This is a genomic window from Azospirillum picis (assembly GCF_017876115.1).
GTDB classification, from domain to species: domain Bacteria; phylum Pseudomonadota; class Alphaproteobacteria; order Azospirillales; family Azospirillaceae; genus Azospirillum; species Azospirillum picis.
Genome location: NZ_JAGINO010000001.1, coordinates 279,219 through 299,043, shown reverse-complemented (window position 1 = coordinate 299,043; position 19,825 = coordinate 279,219). Strand labels below are relative to the sequence as shown.

18 protein-coding genes are annotated in these 19,825 nt (G+C 69.8%); 5 read left to right on the top strand and 13 right to left on the bottom strand.

The window, feature by feature from the left end:
- Positions 1-189: 189 nt before the first annotated feature.
- The 4 genes from J2850_RS01355 to J2850_RS01340 form a co-directional block, all read right to left on the bottom strand.
- Positions 190-828 (bottom strand): TerC family protein, encoded by a 639-nt coding sequence (locus J2850_RS01355; protein WP_209977963.1) that lies wholly within the window; start codon positions 826-828, stop codon positions 190-192.
- A 357-nt stretch (positions 829-1,185) separates the two neighbouring features.
- Positions 1,186-1,992: a class I SAM-dependent methyltransferase gene (locus J2850_RS01350; RefSeq protein ID WP_209977961.1), complete on the bottom strand. Its 807-nt coding sequence runs from the start codon at positions 1,990-1,992 to the stop codon at positions 1,186-1,188.
- A gap of 215 nt (positions 1,993-2,207) precedes the next feature.
- Positions 2,208-3,266, bottom strand: a complete 1,059-nt coding sequence (locus J2850_RS01345; protein WP_209977959.1) for a Gfo/Idh/MocA family protein — start codon at positions 3,264-3,266, stop codon at positions 2,208-2,210.
- Entirely contained in the window at positions 3,263-4,051 is a 789-nt protein-coding gene (locus tag J2850_RS01340) for a GntR family transcriptional regulator (protein ID WP_209977957.1), read from the bottom strand. Before J2850_RS01340 ends, J2850_RS01345 begins: the two co-directional genes overlap by 4 nt.
- A 468-nt stretch (positions 4,052-4,519) precedes the next feature.
- Here J2850_RS01340 and J2850_RS01335 point away from each other — a divergent pair, with 468 nt between their 5' ends.
- Together J2850_RS01335 and J2850_RS01330 are read left to right on the top strand one after the other, a co-directional pair.
- On the top strand, positions 4,520-6,214 hold the full coding sequence (locus J2850_RS01335; RefSeq protein WP_246512685.1) for a methyl-accepting chemotaxis protein: 1,695 nt from the start codon (positions 4,520-4,522) through the stop codon (positions 6,212-6,214).
- A 138-nt stretch (positions 6,215-6,352) separates the two neighbouring features.
- Positions 6,353-6,637: a hypothetical protein gene (locus J2850_RS01330; protein WP_209977955.1), complete on the top strand. Its 285-nt coding sequence runs from the start codon at positions 6,353-6,355 to the stop codon at positions 6,635-6,637.
- 110 nt (positions 6,638-6,747) lie between these two features.
- On the opposite strand, the gene J2850_RS01325 is transcribed toward J2850_RS01330, so the two are convergent.
- The 4 genes from J2850_RS01325 to uxaC all read right to left on the bottom strand — a co-directional run bounded on the left by J2850_RS01325 (position 6,748) and on the right by uxaC (position 11,913).
- A complete protein-coding gene (locus J2850_RS01325; protein ID WP_209977953.1) occupies positions 6,748-7,671 on the bottom strand; it encodes a sugar kinase in 924 nt (307 codons plus the stop codon).
- A gap of 77 nt (positions 7,672-7,748) precedes the next feature.
- The gene (locus tag J2850_RS01320; protein WP_246512684.1) at positions 7,749-8,615 is read right to left on the bottom strand and encodes a DMT family transporter; all 867 of its coding nucleotides are present in this window, start codon (positions 8,613-8,615) and stop codon (positions 7,749-7,751) included.
- Between the two features lie 166 nt (positions 8,616-8,781).
- Positions 8,782-10,305, bottom strand: coding sequence for a UxaA family hydrolase (locus J2850_RS01315; RefSeq protein ID WP_209977949.1), 1,524 nt, complete (start codon positions 10,303-10,305; stop codon positions 8,782-8,784).
- A 207-nt stretch (positions 10,306-10,512) separates the two neighbouring features.
- Positions 10,513-11,913 (bottom strand): glucuronate isomerase, encoded by a 1,401-nt coding sequence (uxaC, locus tag J2850_RS01310; protein ID WP_209977947.1) that lies wholly within the window; start codon positions 11,911-11,913, stop codon positions 10,513-10,515.
- A 340-nt stretch (positions 11,914-12,253) separates the two neighbouring features.
- Between uxaC and J2850_RS01305 the strand changes: the two genes are divergently transcribed.
- Positions 12,254-13,009, top strand: a complete 756-nt coding sequence (locus tag J2850_RS01305) for a GntR family transcriptional regulator (RefSeq protein WP_246512683.1) — start codon at positions 12,254-12,256, stop codon at positions 13,007-13,009.
- 69 nt (positions 13,010-13,078) lie between these two features.
- Here the strand turns inward: J2850_RS01305 and J2850_RS01300 are convergent, their stop codons facing one another.
- Genes J2850_RS01300 through kduI form a run of 3 tightly spaced genes read right to left on the bottom strand, consistent with a single transcriptional unit; the run spans position 13,079 to position 15,125 of the window.
- The gene (locus J2850_RS01300) at positions 13,079-13,456 is read right to left on the bottom strand and encodes a cupin domain-containing protein (RefSeq protein WP_209977943.1); all 378 of its coding nucleotides are present in this window, start codon (positions 13,454-13,456) and stop codon (positions 13,079-13,081) included.
- Positions 13,457-13,515: 59 nt separating this feature from the next.
- Positions 13,516-14,274, bottom strand: coding sequence for a 2-dehydro-3-deoxy-D-gluconate 5-dehydrogenase KduD (kduD, locus tag J2850_RS01295; RefSeq protein ID WP_209977941.1), 759 nt, complete (start codon positions 14,272-14,274; stop codon positions 13,516-13,518).
- Positions 14,275-14,288: 14 nt separating this feature from the next.
- Positions 14,289-15,125 (bottom strand): 5-dehydro-4-deoxy-D-glucuronate isomerase, encoded by an 837-nt coding sequence (kduI, locus tag J2850_RS01290; protein WP_209977940.1) that lies wholly within the window; start codon positions 15,123-15,125, stop codon positions 14,289-14,291.
- Between the two features lie 224 nt (positions 15,126-15,349).
- On the opposite strand from kduI, the gene J2850_RS01285 reads away from it, so the two are divergent.
- A complete protein-coding gene (locus J2850_RS01285) occupies positions 15,350-15,784 on the top strand; it encodes a methylglyoxal synthase (protein WP_209977938.1) in 435 nt (144 codons plus the stop codon).
- Between the two features lie 145 nt (positions 15,785-15,929).
- Here the strand turns inward: J2850_RS01285 and ahpF are convergent, their stop codons facing one another.
- Together ahpF and ahpC are read right to left on the bottom strand one after the other, a co-directional pair.
- Entirely contained in the window at positions 15,930-17,528 is a 1,599-nt protein-coding gene (gene ahpF / locus J2850_RS01280; protein ID WP_209977936.1) for an alkyl hydroperoxide reductase subunit F, read from the bottom strand.
- 505 nt (positions 17,529-18,033) lie between these two features.
- Complete coding sequence (ahpC, locus tag J2850_RS01275; RefSeq protein WP_209977933.1) at positions 18,034-18,597, bottom strand: alkyl hydroperoxide reductase subunit C; 564 nt, start codon at positions 18,595-18,597, stop codon at positions 18,034-18,036.
- A gap of 237 nt (positions 18,598-18,834) precedes the next feature.
- Here ahpC and J2850_RS01270 point away from each other — a divergent pair, with 237 nt between their 5' ends.
- Positions 18,835-19,746: a hydrogen peroxide-inducible genes activator gene (locus J2850_RS01270; protein WP_209977931.1), complete on the top strand. Its 912-nt coding sequence runs from the start codon at positions 18,835-18,837 to the stop codon at positions 19,744-19,746.
- Positions 19,747-19,825: the final 79 nt, after the last annotated feature.

The window sequence follows — 19,825 nt, the reverse complement described above, 5'->3', positions numbered from 1 at the left end:
AATCGTACCGCTTCCCCCGGGACAGTCCGGGGCGGCGGCTATCCCGGCCGGCGGAAAGGGCGCGCGCCACGCTCCGCGAAGGGCCTGCCGGAGGGGGCGGAAGGCGCGCGTGGCCGTCCGCGCCGGAGTTCCCGGCCGAACCCGCGCGCCCCGTTCCGGTCCCGGTTCCCGTCCCCTGCGGGTCCGGGTTCAGGCGTGCCCGTTCACCAGCGGCCACACTTCCAGCGCGCCGCGGTAGATCATGTGCAGGGCGACGTAGAGGATGATGAGGAGGCCGACATAGGCCAGCCAGCGGTGCTTCTGCAGGATGCGGGCGATCACGCTGGCCGCCAGGCCCATCAGGGCGATGGACAGGGTCAGGCCGATGACCAGGACGCCCAGATGCTCCCGCGCGGCGCCCGCCACGGCCAGGACGTTGTCGAGCGACATCGACACGTCGGCGACGACAATTTGCCACACCGCCTGGCCCAGCGTCTTGCGCGGGCCGGTTTCGGCGCCGTTGCCGTTCTCCAGCGACTCGACGGCCTTTTCCTCCTCGCCGGACTGGCGCAGCTCGCGCCACATCTTCCAGCAGACCCACAGCAGCAGGACGCCGCCGGCCAGCAGCAGGCCGATGATCTGGAGAAGCTGGGTGGTCACCGCGGCGAAGGCGATGCGCAGGACCGTCGCGGCAAGGATGCCGATCAGGATCGCCTTGCCCCGCTGATCGCGCGGCAGGCCGGCGGCGGCGAGGCCGATGACGATGGCATTGTCGCCGGCAAGCACCAGGTCGATCATGATGACCTGCAGAAGCGCAAGCAGCGCTCCGGTTGAAAAAAGCTCCGTCATTTGAGCGGTTGTCCTCGCATCACCAAGACTGTGGGAGGAGGGGCCGCGCGGGGCTTGGCGAACCGGAGTCGAACAGACCGGGACAGGACGAACCGGGGTCGGTCACGACGGGAGGCGCTAAGGCGGGCCGCTCCTTGTGAATCCAGTCCGACATCGCAACCGGTGACGGTTGCCAGAGGGGCCCGGCCTGGTGTCCGCGCTTTACGCCAAAGCGGTGGAATCTGCAAGTGGGATAACCGGCGGCCGCATCACGGGCCGGCCGCAGGATACGCCACCACTTCCGGCGGCAGGCGTCGCCGCCATGGTCCATGGGCGGTTCCGCCGCGGGCGGGCACCTTGGGCGCCAGCGTGTGGACGTCAGCGTCGGGCGGCGATGACATGCGCCTGGAGCTTGCCGTCGATCGGTCCCGGCCCGAACCGCCGCGCCAGGGCCTGCCGGAGCCTGTCGGTCACCTCGTCGAGGCGCCCCGCGTCCCGCGTCTCGATCTCGTGGCGCAGGGGCGAGCCCTTGCAGAAGCCGACCGCGGGGCCGTCCGCGCCCGGGGCCCGGCCGCGGAGCGTCACCGTCTCGATCTCGACATGGCGGAAGCCGGCGTCGAGAAGCTCGCGGCGGATCCGGTCCGTGTCGTGGTAGCCGTAGGGCGTGCGCCGCATGAAGCCCGGCGGATCATCCGGGAAGCAGGCCAGCATGGTGTCGTGCACGACCGCCGGGATTTCGTTGTCCTCGATGCGGTCCCAAACGCTGAACAGGAATTGCCCGCCCGCCCTCAGGACGCGCCGCGCCTCGGCGAAGCCGGCCGGCTTGTCCGGGAAGAACATCACGCCGAACTGGCACACGACGGCGTCGAAGCTCGACGGTTCGAAGGGGAGGGCGAGCGCGTCGGCCTGCCTCCACGTCACCTGCGGCGCCGCCAGCGCGCTTGCTGCATGGTCGAGCATCGGCTGGTTGAGGTCGGTCGCGGTGATCGCGGTGCCGGCGGGAAGGGCCTCCACCAGCGCGCGCGTCACGATTCCGGTCCCGGCCGCCGTTTCGAGCAGGCTGCCCTCCAGCCCGGCAAGCCGGCCGGCGAGGTCGCGGGCATAGCCGCTGAAAAGCAGCGGCCCGAGGTGGCGGTCGTACAATGCGGGAATGGAGCCCGCGAACAGTTTGTCCGTATCGCTCATGCCGGTCACCGTGGCGGCGCTGCACGCTGGCGCCCCACGCAGTGTACCGAGCGCGCGGCGGAGCCGGCCCCATGGGAATTGGGGCAGCCGCGACACTCATCGGAACCGCGCGTCGATGAACGGGTGGCTGCGGATGCGGGCCGCCGCAGCCGTGCCCACGCCGGGGGTGCCCCGGTCGGGCTGCCTCCCTCAGGTCGCTCCCTCAGTTTGCTCCCTCAGGGCGCCCCGACCGCGACCGTGGCGCCGCCGTCGGAGGCCGCGAGGATCGCCTCGATCAGCCGATGGACCTTCAGGGCCTCCCGGCCGTCGACCCGCGGCCGCCGCCCCTCGTCGAGCGCGTCCAGGAAGTCGGCCAGCACCGCGCGGTGGTGGTGGTGGGAGAAGGCCATCGGGTCCGCTCCGCCGCCCAGCGTGGTGCCGTCCTCGCCGGCGACGATGTGCTCGCCGCTGCACAGCCGCACCTCCAGCCGGTCGCCGGCGAGGACGGCCGAGCCGTTGGTGCCGGCGATCTCGATCCGCTCCGGATATCCGGGATAGGCGGCGGTGGTGGCGTCGATCGTCGCCAGCATCCCGTCGCCGTAGCGCAGGGCGGCGGCGACCACGTCCTCCACGTCGATCCGCCGCAGCGGGCTGGTGGCTGCGAAGGCGGCGACCTGCTCCGGCAGGCCGAGGAGGCCGACGAAGGCGTCCAGCGTGTGGATCGCCTGGGTCAGCAGCACGCCGCCGCCGTCGCGCGCCTTGCTGCCGCGGCCGGGCTGGGCGTAATAGGCGGCATCGCGCCACCAGCGCACCGCCACCGCCGCCGACAGCGGCCGGCCCAGCGTGCCGTCCCGCATCAGGGCGGCCAGACGCTCCACCGAGCTGCGGAAGCGGTGCTGCAGCACGACGCCCAGCGTGAGGCCCGCCTCCTCCATCGCCGAGACCGCCGCCCGCGCCCCGCCGGGGGTGGCGTCCAGCGGTTTCTCCAGCAGCACATGCTTGCCGGCCGCGGCACAGCGCGCCACCAGCTCCGCATGGGTGTCGGGCGGGGTCAGTACAAGCACGGCCGACAGCGTCGGATCGTCCAGCAGCGCCTCGATCCGGTCGACCGTCGGGAGGCCGAAGCGGGAGGAGAAGGCGGCACGCCGCTCGGCCGACGGGCTGAAGCACCCCGCCACCTCGATGCGGCCGGCGAGGTCGGCGAGGCTCCGGGCGTGCGGCGCCGATGCCATGCCGAGGCCGATCACGCCGACCCGGCGGCGATCCGGCAGAGGGGGAATGGAGGCGGCGGTCATGGCGGATCCCCCGGTCCGGCGTCCGTCCCGTCGGTCAGGTTGCCGGAGAAATAGAGCGGAGCGGCGTTGCGGACGTCGTCGACGGTGATCTGCAGGTTGTCGAGATGCCGGATCAGGCACCGCTCGGCCTCGTCGGCGTCGCGGGTGGCGATGCCCTCGACGATGGCCTCATGCTCGGCGATCACGGTGCGCATGCGCCCCGGCACCGGCAGGGTCAGCCGGCGGCAGCGGTCGAGCTGGACCTTGGCCTGCTGGATGATCGTCCAGAAGCCGGGGTAGCCGGCCATCTCGGTGATATGGGCGTGGAACGCCTCGTCCGCCTGATGGAAGCCGTCGGCATCGCCGTCGGCGTCGACCTCGCGCTGGCGCTCCAGGCACGCGTGCAGGGCGGCGACCTGGCTGCGGGTGGCGCGCTCGGCGGCGAAGCGGACGGTGGCCCGCTCCAGCACCTTGCGGATGACGCCGGCCTCGGGCAGGGCACCCAGCGGGATGCGGGCGACGAAGGTGCCGGACTGCGGGAAGATCTCGATCAGCCCCTCGTCGGCGAGCTTCAGCACCGCCTCGCGCACCGGCGTGCGGCTGACGCCGTAGGCCTCGGCGATCTGCTTCTCGACGATCGGCTCGCCCGGCTTTCGCTTCAGCGACACGATCTCCGCCCGCAGGTCGCGGTGGATGGCATCGGCGGCCGTCGGCCCCCGCCGCGAGTCGCGGCGTCCGGGCGATCGTGGGCTGAGTGCGGGTGGGGGAGCCCGCAGCGACAGGGTCGGCGGGGTGTCGGATGGCATGGCGGCCAGCCTCCTGGGGAAGGGATGTTACAAGAATACTAATATATCAGCGGGAGAGGCAAGCAGTTTCGCCATTCACGGTTCGCGGACGCCCCATGCCGGCAACGGGAGATGCCACACCGGCAGCCGCTGCTTCAGGCAGGGGCGGCGCGACCACGGCGGGCAAAGCAATCCGGCATTTTCAAGCCGGATCGCGCTGGATTCGGCAGCAAATGAAAAGCCGACGAGAAACAATGTAATGGTAAATGGATTGTATTACCAAGCGAGAGAATACGGTCTGACCCTAGGTAATAGGGATGACAGAAAAGTCATATCGCCGCCATAGAGCCGCAAATCACCGGATAGATATTAAATTCAAGTGATCCATCGGCCGGGTAAGTCGTAAAAAGCCCGCAAGAACCTCAGCGGGTGCCGGTTGAGGATATTTGGCGTTACGGCAATCCGGCTGTCGAGCGAAAGGAAATTCCGATGTCACGTTGGCTCAGCAACCTGCCTCTTGCCGGGAAGGTCGCGCTGCCGATCGCCATCCTGGCCGCCGTGCTCGCCGCCATTCTGTGGCAGGCGGCGGACGGCCTGGGGCGTCTGTCCGACCGCAGCGAGCTGATCACCGACACCATCGCACGCCGGCTCGAATTCGTGCTGGCGATGCAGGCGGCGGTGAACAACGCGGCGGTCAACGAGAAGAACGCGATCCTGGACAGCGATCCCGAGCGCATCCGGGGCTTCAAGGCCGACTATGACCGGAGCATCGCCGACGCGATCGCCGATGCCGACCGGCTGGTCGCGCTGGCGGACGGCGAGGAGCGCCGCGCCGTCAATCGCCGGATCAAGGAGCTCATCCAGGACTACGACGCGGTCACCGGGACGGTGTGGAAATTCGCCATGGCCAACGACGACGGGCAGGCCTACCGCATCTCCGGCCTGGAGGGCCGCGAGGCGCGCCGCCGGGTGGTCGAGGCCATCGCTCAGCGCGTGACGATCAACGAGCGGCAGATGGAGGAGGCACGGACCGGCGTCGTCGAGCTGGCCGGCCGCGTGCGGATCATCCTGTTCTCCGTCGCGGGGGCGGGCAGCGTCCTGGCTTTCGCCCTCCTGACCTGGCTGGTCGCCGCCTTCATCGTCGGGCCGCTGACCGCCATGGCGCGGGCGATGGAGCGCCTGGCGCGGGGCGACCTCGAAACTGCGGTCCACGGCACCGACCGGCGGGACGAGGTCGGGTCGCTCGCCCGCTCGCTTCAGGTGTTCAAGGACGCCGCCCTGGCCAACCGCCGCATGGAGGCGGAACAGCAGGCGGAAGCGGCGCGCAAGGCCGATCGCCAGCGCCGGATCGAGGAGCTGATCGCCGGGTTCGACCGGGCGATGACCGGCGCGCTCGGCAGCGTGGCCGCGGCCTCGACCGTGCTGGGCCGCACCGCGCAGGGCATGACGGCGCTGGCCGACCAGACCAACCGGCAGGCCGCCGTCTCGGCCGCCGCGGCGGAGCAGACCTCCGCCAACGTCCAGACGGTCGCCGCCGCCACCGAGGAGATGGCGGCCTCCATCCAGGAGATCGGCCGCCAGGCCGCGGACTCCAACGGGATCGCCTCGCGGGCGGCGAGCCAGGCGCAGGCGACCACCGGCTCGGTCCGCGGCCTTGCCGAACAGGTCGGGCGCATCGGCGAGGTGGTCGACCTGATCCGCGGCATCGCGGCTCAGACCAACCTGCTGGCGCTGAACGCCACCATCGAGGCGGCGCGGGCAGGCGAGGCCGGCAAGGGCTTCGCGGTGGTCGCCGGCGAGGTCAAGCAGCTCGCCAGCCAGACCGCCAGGGCGACGGAGGAGGTCGCGACCCACATCGCGGCGGTGCAGCAGGCGACCGGCGGCACGGTCGATGCCATCGCCGCCATCGGCGACACCATCGCCAGCATCAACGAGATCGCGTCCTCGATCGCCGCCGGCGTCGAGGAGCAGAACGCCACCACCGGCGAGATCGCGCGCAACGTCCAGCAGGCCGCCCTGGGGACGCAGGAGGTCAGCGAGGTCGTCGTGCAGGTGCGGCAGGCCGCCGTCGATACCGGTGCCGCCGCCGGACAGGTGCTGGACGCGTCCGCCGAGCTGGGGCGGCAGGCCGAGACCCTGCGCAGCGGGATCGAGACGTTCCTGGCCGACATCCGGGCGGCGTGAGACCCCCTCCTTCTGCGCAGCGCACTTCGGCGCGCCGTTCCGGTTGTCGGAGGGTGGAGCATCGCGGCCGGGCGGCCCCGTCCGGGACAGCCGTTACCGATCGCCGCCGATGCCTTGGATGGAAGGAAAGGAGCGGCGATGACCAGCCAGAACCGGGACAGCGGGCAGGACCGGCCCGCGGGTGACGACGAGCGCATGAAGCATGTGATCGACAAGGCCAAGGACATGTCGGCGGCCGACTTGTCGGGCCATGAGGCCGAGGCACGGGAGGAGGGCGGCCGCATCGAACGCGCGGTGGACGCGATGAGCCTGGGCAACACGCCGCGGTCCGGCGACGACCCGCAGCACCTGACCGGCAACACCGGCCGCACGCCGTTGCCGGACGCGACCGGCGGCGCCGGTGCCAAGCGCGGCAAGGCTTAGAATGCCCATGTGTTTCACGGTTCGAGCGAGTCCGCCCGAACCGTGAAACACACCCTTGTCGGCAAATCGACCGTTTCCAGCCCGGCCGTTTCAGGCTGGCCGGTCCGGGGTCAGGCCGGCATCGCGTCCCGTGGGATGATGGCGCCGCGGTGCTGGATGACGACCGATGCCAGCCGGTGGGCGGCGGTCGCGGCGGCGGCCGGATCCTCGCCGCGCAGGCGCGCGGCGAGGTAGCCGGCGCTGAAGCTGTCGCCGGCCGCGGTGGTGTCGACCACCGTGTCGACCTTGATCGCCGGCACCTCGACGGTCTCGCCGTCGCGGACCACCAGGCAGCCGGGCTGCTCCAGCTTCAGCACGATCTCCTCGGCGCCGGCGGCGCGCACGCGCTCCAGCACCGCGCCGGCATCGGCGTCGCCATAGAGGTCGCGGAGGTCCGTCACGCCGGGCAGGGCGATGTCGGTGTGGCGCAGCATGCGGTCGAAGGCGGCCCTGGCGGTCTCGACGTCCGGCCACAGGCGCGGGCGCCAGTTGGTGTCGAACGCGACCTTGCCGCCCTTGGCCCGCACCCTCTCCAGCAGGGCGAACATCCGCTCGCGGCCCGCCTCGCCCCAGATCGCCAGGCTGATGCCGGACAGGTAGAGCACGCCGTACTCCTCCAGCGCCGCGCACAGGTCCGGCGTCTGCGGCAGGGCGAACAGCTCGCGCGCCGGCGCCTTGTCGCGCCAGTAGAGGAAGCGGCGCTCGCCGCTGGCGTCGGTCTCGATCAGGTAGAGGCCGGGAAGCCGGTTGGGGATGCGCAGGACATGGCCGGTGCCGACCCCTTCCGACGCCCAGGCGGCGACCATGTCCTCGCTGATGGAATCGTCACCCAGGGCGGTGACATAGTCGGCCGGCGTGCCGAGCCGGGCGAGATAGACGGCGGTGTTCAGCGTGTCGCCGCCGAAGCCCATGGTCAGCGAGCCGTCCGGCCGCCGGAACATCTCGATCATGCATTCGCCGAGCGCGGCGATGCGGCCCTTGGACGTGTCGCTCATGTTTCCTCTCCCCGCCGGGTCCGGCCCGGCAATCGAACGCCGGGCGTCAGCCCGGCCGAACCGTGATCGCGGCGCCGTCAGGCGGTGTCCCGGCGGCGCTGCCGCGCCCGCAGCCTTTCGCGGTGCGCGGTGTAGAGACCGCTGGCGATGATCACCCCGGTCCCCAGGAAGGTCCACTGGTCGGGCACCGCGCCGAAGACGAGGAAGCCGAGTGCGGTCGACCAGATCAACTGGACGTAGGTGAAGGGCGCCAGCACCGATGCCTCGCCCTGGCGGTAGGCCAGGATCAGCAGCCATTGCGCCAGGGTATAGACCAGGCCGATGAAGGCGCCGAGCAGCATCTCCCACGGCGTCGGCCAGACGGCGTGCAGGGGCAGCAGCGCGGTCAGCAGGATCAGCCCGGTGAGCGCGCTCCACACCATGGTGGTCAGCGGATTTTCCCGGACCGTCATCTTGCGCGTCGCCACCAGGCCGAGCGCCCAACTGAAGGCCGTCAGCACCGGCAGCAGCGAGGCCGGCTGGAATCCCTCCGCTCCCGGCCGGATGACGATCAGCACGCCGGCCAGCCCGACCAGCAGCGCCACCCAGCGCCGGATGCCGACCGTCTCCTTCAGCAGCAGGATCGACAGCACGGTGACGAAGACGGGCGAGACGAAGCTGATCGCCGCCGCTTCGGCAAGCGGCAGGTGCTGCATCGCCATGATGAAGAACAGCGCCGAGCCCAGCATGCCCAGGCCGCGCAGCACCTGAAGCCCCGGCCGGGCCGTCCTCAGCACCTGCAGCGATCCGCCCCGCAGGGCCAGCGGCATCACCAGCGCGGTGAAGACGACGTAGCGCAGCCAGGCGATCTCGACCGGCGGCAGGGTCCGGGCGAGGTATTTCGCGGTGGCGTCGGAACAGGACAGGAAGGCGACGGCCAGCACCACCAGCAGGATCGCCCGCATCGGTTCCATCCCCGTCCCCCCCCGCCCGCCCGGCGGGGACACCGCCGGCTGGATCGGGGACTGCGGGGCGTTCGCCGGCAGGGGGCCGGCTTCTCTGCCGTCTTGCGGGGTGGAACTGTCTGGCATGGCGCCGGCTCGTCGTCGGTTCCGGAAGGGGGCGATCCCCTTACATAACCGCTCCCATCTGCCAAGGGGCGAATTCGTCTGCGCCGACGCCGAGTTCCTCGCTCTTGGTCTTGCGGCCCGACGCGGTGTCGAGCACGAGCTGGAAGATCGCGCGGCCGACCTCCTCGATCGAGGCGTCGCCGGTGGCGATGGCGCCGCAATCGATGTCCATGTCGTCCGGCATCCGGCGGAACAGCGTGCTGTTGGTCGCCAGCTTCAGGCTGGGCGTCGGCTTGCAGCCGAACACCGAGCCGCGGCCGGTGGTGAAGCACAGCACGTTGGCGCCGCCCGCCACCTGGCCCGTCGCCGACACCGGGTCATAGCCGGGGGTGTCCATGAAGACGAAGCCCTTGTCGGTGATCGGCTCGGCATAGCGGTAGACGGCGGTCATCGGGGTGGTGCCGCCCTTGGCGACCGCGCCCAGCGACTTCTCCAGGATGGTGGTCAGGCCGCCCTTCTTGTTGCCGGGCGACGGGTTGTTGTTCATCTCGCCGCCGGTGCGGCTGGTGTACTCCTCCCACCAGCCGATACGCTCGACCAGCGCCTCGCCGACCTCGCGGCGGACGGCGCGGCGGGTCAGCAGGTGCTCGGCGCCATAGACCTCCGGCGTCTCGCTCAGCACGGCGGTGCCGCCGTTGCGCACCAGCAGGTCGACGGCGTAGCCCAGCGCCGGGTTGGCGGTGATGCCCGAATAGCCGTCGGAGCCGCCGCACTGAAGCGCCAGCGTCAGGTGGCTGGCCGGCAGGGTCTGGCGGGTGACGTCGTTGACCTCCGGCAGCAGCGCCTCGATCCGGCGGATGCCCTCGCGGGCCGCCGCGGCGGTGCCGCCCATGTCCTGGATGCCGATGGGGATGACGCGGGCGCCTTCTTCCAGGCCGGTGGCCTCCATCAGCTTGTCGATCTGGTTCACCTCGCAGCCGAGGCCGAGCAGGATCACCGCGGCGAAGTTCGGGTGGCGGGCGTAGCCGGCGATGGTCCGGCGCAGCGTGTCCATCACCTCGCCGCTGCCGGCCATGCCGCAGCCGTAACCGTGGGTCAGCGCGACGACGCCGTCGATGTTGGGATAGGCGGCGAGTGCGGGCCCTCGGAAATGGTCGGCGATCATCCGCGCGGCGGTCGCCGAGCAGTTCACCGAGGTCAGCACGCCGATGTAGTTGCGGGTGGCGACGCGGCCGTCGGCGCGCAGGATGCCCTGGAAGGTGGCGCGCTCGGCCTCCGGGATCATTTCCACCGGATGGACGTCGGCGCCGAAGGCGTAGTCGCGCTCGAAGTCGCTGCCCATGCCCATGTTGTGGACGTGGACGTGCTCGCCCGGCTGGATCGCCGTGGTGGCGAAGCCGATGACCTGGTTGTACTTGCGCACCGGCTCGCCGGGCGCGATGGCGCGCACCGCGACCTTGTGTCCGGCCGGAACCTCGCCGACGGTCGCGATCTCGGTGCCGGGCAGGGCGGTGCCGGGCGCCAGATCGGCGCCGGCGACGACGACGTTGTCGGCGGGGTGCAGGCGGATGGTCAGCGATGCCATGGAGGATGTCCTTAAGGAGACGTGATGTTCCCTCTCCCGCCCCGGGAGAGGGAGGGGACCCGCCGAAGACGGGGAGGGTGAGGGGGCGGCCGAGAATCCCGAAGCGGATGGCTTCGCGCCTAACCCCTCACCCTTCCCATGCTCCGCATGGGCCCCTTCCCTCTCCCGGGACGGGAGAGGGAAATTAAGCCAATCACAGCTTGGCCGTTACAGCTTGTAGGCGTTCTTGGCGAGGCGGTAGGCGAGGTCGACCGCCAGCTCCGCCGCCTCGTCCTCCTCCATCCGGTGTTCGGCCACCAGGCGGGCGAGGAAGCTGCAGTCGACGCGGCGGGCCACGTCGTGGCGGGCCGGGATCGAGCAGAAGGCGCGGGTGTCGTCGTTGAAGCCGACGGTGTTGTAGAAGCCGGCAGTCTCGGTGATCATCTCGCGGTAGCGGCGCATGCCCTCGGGGCTGTCGTGGAACCACCAGGCCGGGCCGACGCGCAGCGCCGGATAATGGCCGGCCAGCGGCGCCAGTTCGCGGGCGTAGCTGTCCTCGTCGAGCGTGAACAGGATGATGGTCAGGTCGCGCTCGTTGCCGAAGCGGTCGAGCAGCGGCTTCAGCGCCCGCACATACTCGGTGCCGCTCGGGATGTCCGCGCCCTTGTCGCGGCCGAAGCGCTGGAACACCAGTTCGTTGTGGTTGCGGAAGCTGCCGGGGTGGATCTGCATGACCAGCCCGTCCTCCAGGCTCATGCGGGCCATCTCGGTCAGCATCTGGGCGCGGAACAGCTCGGCCTCCTCGGCCGTGGCGCCGCCGCGGCGCACGATGTCGAACAGCTTCGCTGCCTCGGCCGGGGCCAGGTCGGCGGTCGCCGCCGTCGGGTGGCCGTGGTCGGTCGAGGTGGCGCCGAAGCTCTTGAAGTACTGGCGGCGGTCGGCGAGGGCGGCGAGGTAGCCGTCCCAGGTCGCGGTGTCCTTGCCGGTGATGCGCGCCAGCTCGGCCAGGTTCTCGCGGAAGCCCTCGAACTCCGGATCGACGACCGGATCCGGACGGAAGGCGGTGATGACCCGGCCCTTCCAGCCGCTCTCGCGGATCGCCTTGTGGTGCTCAAGCGTGTCGAGCGGCGACTCGGTGGTGGCCAGGACCTCGAGGTTGAAGCGCTCGAACAGCGCGCGCGGGCGGAACTCCGGCTTGCGCAGGCAGTCCTCGATCTGGTCGAAGATGCGGTCGGCGCTGGCGGCGCTCAGGCGCTCGGTGACGCCGAACACCGTCTCGAAGGCGTGGGTCAGCCACATCGAGGTCGGCGTGCCGCGGAACAGGTGCCAGTTGGAGGCCAGCAGGCGCCAGATGGCCCGCGAGTCGGACGAGGTCTCGCCGCCGTCCTTGCGCGGAACGCCAAGCTGCTCCAGCGGAATGCCCTGGCTGTAGAGCATGCGGAATGCATAATGGTCGGGCTTGACGAACAGGCTGGCCGGATCCGGGAAGGCCTCGTTCTTCGCGAACCAGGACGGATCGGTGTGGCCGTGCGGGCTGATGATCGGCAGGGCGCTGACTTCGCCATACAGGCGCCGTGCGATCGCGCGCTGCGTCGGGTCGCTCGGAAACAGACGGTCGGGGTTAAGCATCGGAAGCCTCTACGCTGCGAAGAGGAAGGAAAGCGGGGCGGGGAGAAGGCGGGGTCCGTGCTGGGGGACCGTCTCTACCGGCTGCCGGTATAATATTAATATATTAGATCTGATTGCAAGCCCAATCGTAGCGCTCCGCCCCCTCCGCCGCCCCCTCCGCCCTTCCTGCGCTGGCCGTGCGGCGGGGGCTGCGGCACCAAGGCCGGGTGACGGGTTTGACCTTGGCGGAGCGGCGCGGGTAGATTGCGAACCAGCCCTCTCACTGGGCGGGACGGGGGGCGGACGCCGCTCTCCCGCCTCCATGCCTGCCGGAATGGAGCCTGCGTTGAAAAAGGTCGCGATGACGGAAGCTGAAGCCAGCCTGGCCTCCGCGACGACGCGCCGCACCGCCGCGCCGATGCCGGCGGTCCGTCCGCCACGCCGGGCGACCACGGTCGCCTCCCGCATCTACCGCGACCTGCGGGCGGAGATCGTGTCGCTGAAGCGCAAGCCCGGCGACGCCATCGCCGAGAAGCAGATCGCCGAGGCCTACGGCGTCAGCCGCACGCCAGTGCGCGAGGCGGTGCTGAAGCTCGCCGACGAGGGGCTGATCGAGATCTTCCCGCAGTCCGGCACCTTCGTCGCCCGCATCCCGCTGGATGGCCTGCCGGAAGCCTTCGCCATCCGGAAGGCCCTGGAGGAGGCGACGGTGCGCTATGCCGCGGCGCGGGCCACCCGCAGCCAGATCGCCGCGCTGCGCGCCAACCTGGAACTTCAGCGGGAAATGCAGGAAACCCGCAATTTCGACGGCTTCCACCAAGCCGACGAGGCGTTCCATGCGCTGATCGCCGAGATCGCCGGCTATCCCGGCTTCTGGACGCTGATCCAGCAGACCAAGGTCCAGATCGACCGCTATCGCCTGCTGACCCTGCCGGTCCTCGGCCGCATGGCCGAGGTGATCGCCGAACACAGCGCGATCACCGAAGCGGTGGCGGCCAACGACCCGGCCGCCGCCATCAGGGCGCTGGATGCCCATCTGGACGACCTGCAGATCTCGGTGGCCGACATCCGCAGGGACTATCCGCGCTACTTCACCGCGCCGGGTGAGGCCGGCTGACCTGTGGACGGTTCAGGCGGCCGGTTCAGGCGGCCCTCACCAAGTGACGCCCGGCCGCGTCGACGCCGGTCACGGGGAGGCCGTCTCGGGCGCCGCCGCATAGGCCACCGGTTCGCCGAGGAAGTCCTCGCGGATCGGCGTGAAGATGTCGAGCAGCACGCCCGGCTCCAGCGCCACCACGCCGTGCAGAACGTCGGACGGCACTATGTAGCCGTCGCCGGTGTTCAGCCGCCGGGTGCGCCCGTCGATGGTGACGTCGAAGGAGCCCTTCTCCACCACCGCGCACTGGACGTGCGGATGGCGGTGAGGCGCGCCGACGGCGCCGGCCTCGAACTCCACCCGCACCATCATCATGGCGTCGTTGTAGCCCAGGATCTGGCGCCGCACGCCGGCGCCAAGATCCTGCCACGGCACCTCGGCGGCGGTCAGGAACACGTCTGTCGTCATCTGTGCTTTCCCCCCGGATGGGAGCCCCCTCCCTTGGAAGGGAGGGGGCGTTCGTTCACTCAGCGCGCCAGCCAGCCGCCGTCGACGGGCAGGATGGTGCCATGGACATAGTCGGACGCGTCGGAGGCCAGGAACACCGCCGGGCCGCCCATGTCGGACGGCACGCTCCAGCGGCCGGCCGGGATGCGGGCCAGGATATCGGCGCTGCGCTGGGCATCGGCGCGCAGGGCCGCGGTGTTGTTGGTCTCGACGTAGCCGGGGGCGATGGCGTTGACGTTGATGCCCTTGGCCGCCCATTCGTTGGCCAGCAGCTTGGTGATGCCGGCGACGCCGCCCTTGGACGCGGTGTAGGAGGGCACGCGGATGCCGCCCTGGAAGGACAGCATCGAGGCGATGTTGATGATCTTGCCCTTGCCGCCCCGGCCGATCACATGGCGGGCGAAGGCCTGGCAGAGGAAGAACACCGACTTCAGGTTGACGTCCATCACCGCGTCCCAGTCGGCTTCGGTGAAGTCGACGGAATCGGCGCGCCGGATGGTCCCGGCATTGTTCACCAGGATATCGACCCGGCCCAGCCCGGCGACCGTTTCCTCGATCAGCCGGGGAAGCGGCTCGATGCTGGTGAAGTCGGCGGCGATCGGCAGGAAGCGGCGGCCGAGCGCCTCGACCATCGCCTGCGTCTCGTCGGGCGGCGTGCGGCCGGCGACCGCGACGTCGGCGCCGGCCTCGGCCAGCGCCACCGCGATGCCCTGGCCGATGCCGGTGTTGGCGCCGGTGACCAGAGCCACCTTGCCGGAGAGATCGAACGGGTTCGCCATGGGTCCCGTGGTCCTCAACGCAGGCGGTCCATGGACACGAAGTCCATGTCGGTGAAGTCCTGGTTGTCGCCGCCCATCGCCCAGATGAAGGTGTAGTTGCGGGTGCCGACGCCGGAGTGGATCGACCAGGGCGGGGAGATCACCGCCTGTTCGTTGGCGACCACGATGTGGCGGGTCTGCTCCGGCTCGCCCATCAGGTGGACGACGCGGGCATCCGCCGGCAGGTCGAAGTAGAAGTACACCTCGCAGCGCCGGTCATGGGTGTGGCACGGCATGGTGTTCCACATGTTGTTCGGCTTCAGCACCGTCATGCCCAGCACGAGCTGCGCCGTGCGCACCACGTCGGGGTGGATCATCTGGTAGATGGTGCGCTCGTTCGACTGGGCCGGGTCGCCGAGATGCACGGCCTTGGCTTGGCCGATCGAGATCTTCATCGTCTCGAACCGCGCATGGGCGGGGGTGCTGTTCAGGTAGAACTTGGCCGGCTCGCGGCGGTCCAGGCTCTCGAAGACGATGTCCTTGCTGCCCATCGCGACATAGAGCGCGTCGCGCGGCGCCAACTCGAAAACGGCACCGTCGACGGTGACGCGGCCGGCGCCGCCGACATTGACCACGCCCAGCTCGCGCCGGTCGAGGAAGTTGGGCGAACCGATCTCCTTCGACGACTCCAGCTTGACCGGACCGGCGACCGGCATGGTGCCGCCGACGACGAAACGGTCGATGTGGCTGTAGGTCAGGACGGTCTCGTCCGCCTCGAACAGGGCCGGCACCAGGAAGTGGTCGCGCAGCGTCTCGGAGTCGAAGTTGCGCACCGCGTCGGGGTGGGAAGCGTGGCGGACGGAGATTTTCATGACGGGAATCCTTCGACGTCTGGGTAGCCGGCGCCGAACCCACGGCACGGCTCCTGAGGGGATCATGATACTAATATACTAGTAAGCCCGGCAAGCGGCAATGGTGGGTATCTTGATATTTCAGCGCACGGACGACTGTGGGACGGAGCGACGCTCCCCGGCCGCATTGCTCCGCCCGGCGATCTGATATATTAGTTTTGGGAACCCTTCGAAGGATCGCGTCCATGACCCGCAAGCGCATCGCCCTCGTCGCCCATGATGCCCGCAAGGCCGACCTCATCGCCTGGATCGGCGCCAACATCCGCCTGCTCGACGGGCATCTCTACTGGGCGACCGGAACCACCGGGCAGAAGGTGCGCAGCGCCCATCCCCAACTGGAGGTGACCCCGCTGAAGAGCGGGCCGCTCGGCGGCGATCAGCAGATCGGCGCGATGATCGCCGAGGGCCGGATCGACCTGCTGGTCTTCTTCGTCGACCCGATGACCGCGCAGCCGCACGACGTCGACGTGAAGGCGCTGACGCGGCTGGCGACGCTCTACAACATCCCGATGGCCTGCAACGAGGCGACGGCGGACATGGTGGTGTCGTCGCCGCTGTTCGCCGGCGGCTATACCCCGCGCGCCGCCGACTTCAACGGCTACGAGACGCGGCAGGTGTGAGCCCCGGCGACGGCCGGATGGCCGCGTCCAAATAATGAGGGCCAGCTAACCGGGGCCAAATAACCGGCGTCGCCGCACGGGACCGGCCGGCGCCCCTTGAAAGGCGGAAGGGCCCGCGGCGTGCCGCGGGCCCTTCCGGTTGGCGTCACTCCGCCGCTTCCATCGCCGCCGGGCGCGATTCCTCGACCGGCACGGTGCGGATCAGGTGGTCGAAGGCCGACAGCGCCGCCTTGGCGCCCTCTCCCATGGCGATGACGATCTGCTTGAAAGGCACCGTCGTCGCGTCGCCGGCGGCGAAGACGCCGGGGATGGAGGTCTGGCCGCGGGCGTCGACCTCGATCTCTCCGCGCGGGGTCAGGGCGATGGCGCCCTTCAGCCACTCGGTGTTCGGCACCAGGCCGATCTGCACGAAGATGCCCTCCAGGTCGATCCGCTTCAGCTCGCCGCTGTTGCGGTCCTTGTAGGACAGGCCGACGACCTTGCTGCCGTCGCCGTGGACCTCGGTGGTCTGGGCCGAGGTGATGACGTCGACGTTCGGCAGGCTGTGCAGCTTGCGCTGGAGCACCGCGTCGGCGCGCAACTGGCTGTCGAACTCGATCAGGGTGACGTGGGCGACCAGGCCGGCGAGGTCGATCGCCGCCTCGACGCCGGAGTTGCCGCCGCCGATCACCGCCACGCGCTTGCCCTTGAACAGCGGGCCGTCGCAGTGCGGGCAGTAGGCCACGCCCTTGTTGCGGTACTCGGCCTCGCCCGGCACGTTCATGGTGCGCCAGCGGGCGCCGGTCGACAGGATCACCGTGCGGCCCTTCAGCGAGGCGCCGTTGGCCAGCTTCACCTCGATCAGGCCGCCCTCGCGGGCCGGCGGCACCAGCGCGGTGGCGGTCTGCAGGTTCATCACGTCGACCTCATAGTCCTTGACGTGCTGCTCCAGCGCCGCAGCCAGCTTCGGGCCCTCGGTGTGCGAGACGGAGATGAAGTTCTCGATCGCCATGGTGTCCAGCACCTGGCCGCCGAAGCGCTCGGCGGCGACGCCGGTGCGGATGCCCTTGCGGGCGGCGTAGATCGCCGCCGCGGCGCCGGCCGGGCCGCCGCCGACGACCAGGACCTCGTAGGGGGCCTTGGTCTTGATCTTCTCCGCCTCGCGGGCGATGGCGCCGGTGTCGAGCTTGGCGACGATCTGCTCCAGCCCCATGCGGCCCTGGGCGAAGGGTTCGCCGTTCAGGAAGACGGTGGGGACGGCCATGATCTGGCGCTGCTCGACCTCCTGCTGGAACAGGGCGCCGTCGATGGCGACGTGCTTGATGCGGGGGTTGAGCGCGCTCATCAGGTTCAGCGCCTGCACCACGTCGGGGCAGTTCTGGCAGGAGAGCGAGAAATAGGTCTCGAAGACGAAGTCGCCGTCCAGGTTGCGGATCTGCTCCAGCAACTCGGCCGATTCCTTCGACGGATGGCCGCCGACCTGCAGCAGGGCCAGCACCAGCGAATTGAACTCGTGGCCCATCGGCAGGCCGGCGAAGCGAACGCCGACGTCGGTGCCGACGCGGTTGATCGCGAAGGAGGGCCTGCGGGCATCGCCGCCGTCACGGACCAGCGTGATCTTGTCGGAGAGCGAGTCGATGTCTTCCAGCAGCCCCAGCATCTCCTGCGACTTCGCCGAATCGTCCAGCGACGCGACCAGTTCGATGGGCTGGGTGATGCGGTCCAGGTAGGCCTTCAACTGGGTCTTCAGATTGGCGTCCAGCATGGCATTGTTTCCCAACGTCTCTTCCGGGTCAGACCGTCGGCCTTGATCCGCGGTGGTCCGGGCGGTGAATGGGCATCCCCGCTGAAGGCAGGGCGTCTGTCCGGGCATTGCGTCCGGCTTTGAAACAGTGAAGAGGTCGAAACGTCATCGTCCTCCCCGCGCAGGTGGGGATCCAGGCTTTGAAAAAACTGCGACAAAAAGCGCGCCTGGGTTCCTGCCTTCGCGGGGACGGGAAGATCGGAGATGCGAAAACCGACAGCGAGAAAACCGGCAACCGGGAAACCGATTGCGGAAACGGCGTGACGGGTTGCCGGAAGCCGCGGAGGGTGCGGTTCGGGCATGGCGGCCGGCCCGGAAGGGCGGCGGAACTGGTTGCGGCGGCACGGCTGCGGCGGCCGGGACGGTCCCACCGAAGCTGGGGCAGGACCGATCCTGGCGGATCGGAGCGGATCGGGGCGGGGCCGGCCGAAGCCGGCCCCCGATCCGTCAGGTCCCGCGAGGGTCCTTAGATCTTGCCGACCAGGTCGAGCGACGGGGCGAGGGTCTTCTCGCCTTCCTGCCACTTGGCCGGGCAGACCTCGCCCGGGTGGGCGGCGACGTACTGGGCGGCCTTGACCTTGCGCAGCAGCTCCTTGGCGTCGCGGCCGACGCCGCCGGCGGTGACCTCGACGATCTGGATCTTGCCGTCCGGATCGACGACGAAGGTGCCGCGGTCGGCCAGGCCGGCTTCCTCGATCAGGACCTCGAAGTTGCGGCTGATCGCCAGCGTCGGGTCGCCGATCATGGTGTACTGGATCTTGCCGATGGCCGGCGAGGTGTCGTGCCAGGCCTTGTGGCAGAAGTGGGTGTCGGTCGAGACGCTGTAGATCTCGACGCCCAGCTTCTGGAATTCAGCGTAGTTGTCCGCCAGGTCTTCGAGCTCGGTCGGGCAGACGAAGGTGAAATCGGCCGGATAGAAGAAGAAAATCGACCACTTGCCCTTCAGATCGGCGTCGGTCACGTCGATGAACTTCCCGTTCTTGAACGCGGTCGCCTTGAAGGGCTTAATCTCGGTGTTGATCAACGACATTGTGTTCTCCGATGGGGTGCGATGAATGAGTGTCGCCTCTTCCCCGGCCGTCGGGCCGTGACGCGTTCGACGTAGTGCGGCGCGTCATGTCAGACAAGGGGATATGCCTTCGTGTCCGGGGTGGTGGGGCGCTGCTCCGTGTCCGGTTGACGGGTGAAGGAATACGGGAATCCGCTTATCAAGAAAAGCAGAAAATACTAATTGAACTGATCGATTTATCCGATTACATGACCGGGTATGAAACCGCTCCCCACCCTGCGCCAGCTCCGTTATCTCGTCGCCGTCGTCGATCGCCGCCATTTCGGGCAGGCGGCGGAGTCCTGCCTCGTCAGCCAGTCGACCCTGAGCGCCGGCCTTCAGGAGCTGGAGGAACTGCTCGGGGCGACGCTGGTGGAGCGCACGCGCCGGTCGGTGCTGCCAACCCCGCTCGGCCGTGAAATCGCCGAACGCGCGCGCCAGTTGCTCAAGGGGGCGGAGGAACTGGTCGACATCACCCGGTCGGCCGCCGACCCGATGTCGGGCTCGCTGCATCTGGGCGTGATCCCGACCATCGGCCCCTTCCTGATCCCCCGGGTCATGCCGGCCCTGCGCGAGACCTTTCCCCGCCTGCGCCTGTACCTGCGCGAAGACCAGACCGCGCGGCTGCTGGACCAGTTGAACGCGGGCAAGCTGGATGCCGCACTGCTGGCCTTGCCCTACCCGACGGGCGACCTGGAGACGGAGGACATCGCCGAGGACCATTTCTCCTTCGTCTGCCCGGCCGACCACCGGCTGAGCGGCACCGATCCCACCCAGCCGGTCGCCGTCCCGTCCGAGGACCTGCTGCTGCTGGAGGACGGCCACTGCCTGCGCGACCATGCCATGGCCGCCTGCGCGCTGGATGCCACGCCGCACAACACGGCCTTCCAGGGCACCAGCCTGCACACGCTGGTGCAGATGGTCGCGAACGGGCTGGGGGTGACGCTGCTGCCGCAGATGGCGGTCGATTCGGGCATCCTGCGCGGGCTCGACCTGACGGTGCGCCCGCTGGCCGGCGACCGTCCCGGCCGCCGCATCGCGCTCGCCTGGCGCCGCACCTCCGGGCGCAAGGAAACCTTCCAGTGCCTGGCCGCGGCCCTGCGGGAGGAGATGACGCGCCAAGGCGGCTGAGGGAGGCGGCCGAGGATGCCGGTCGGGAGGGCCGGCTCCTCAAGGCCGCCGGGCGGTCCGCCGCAAAGAATCGCTTGGT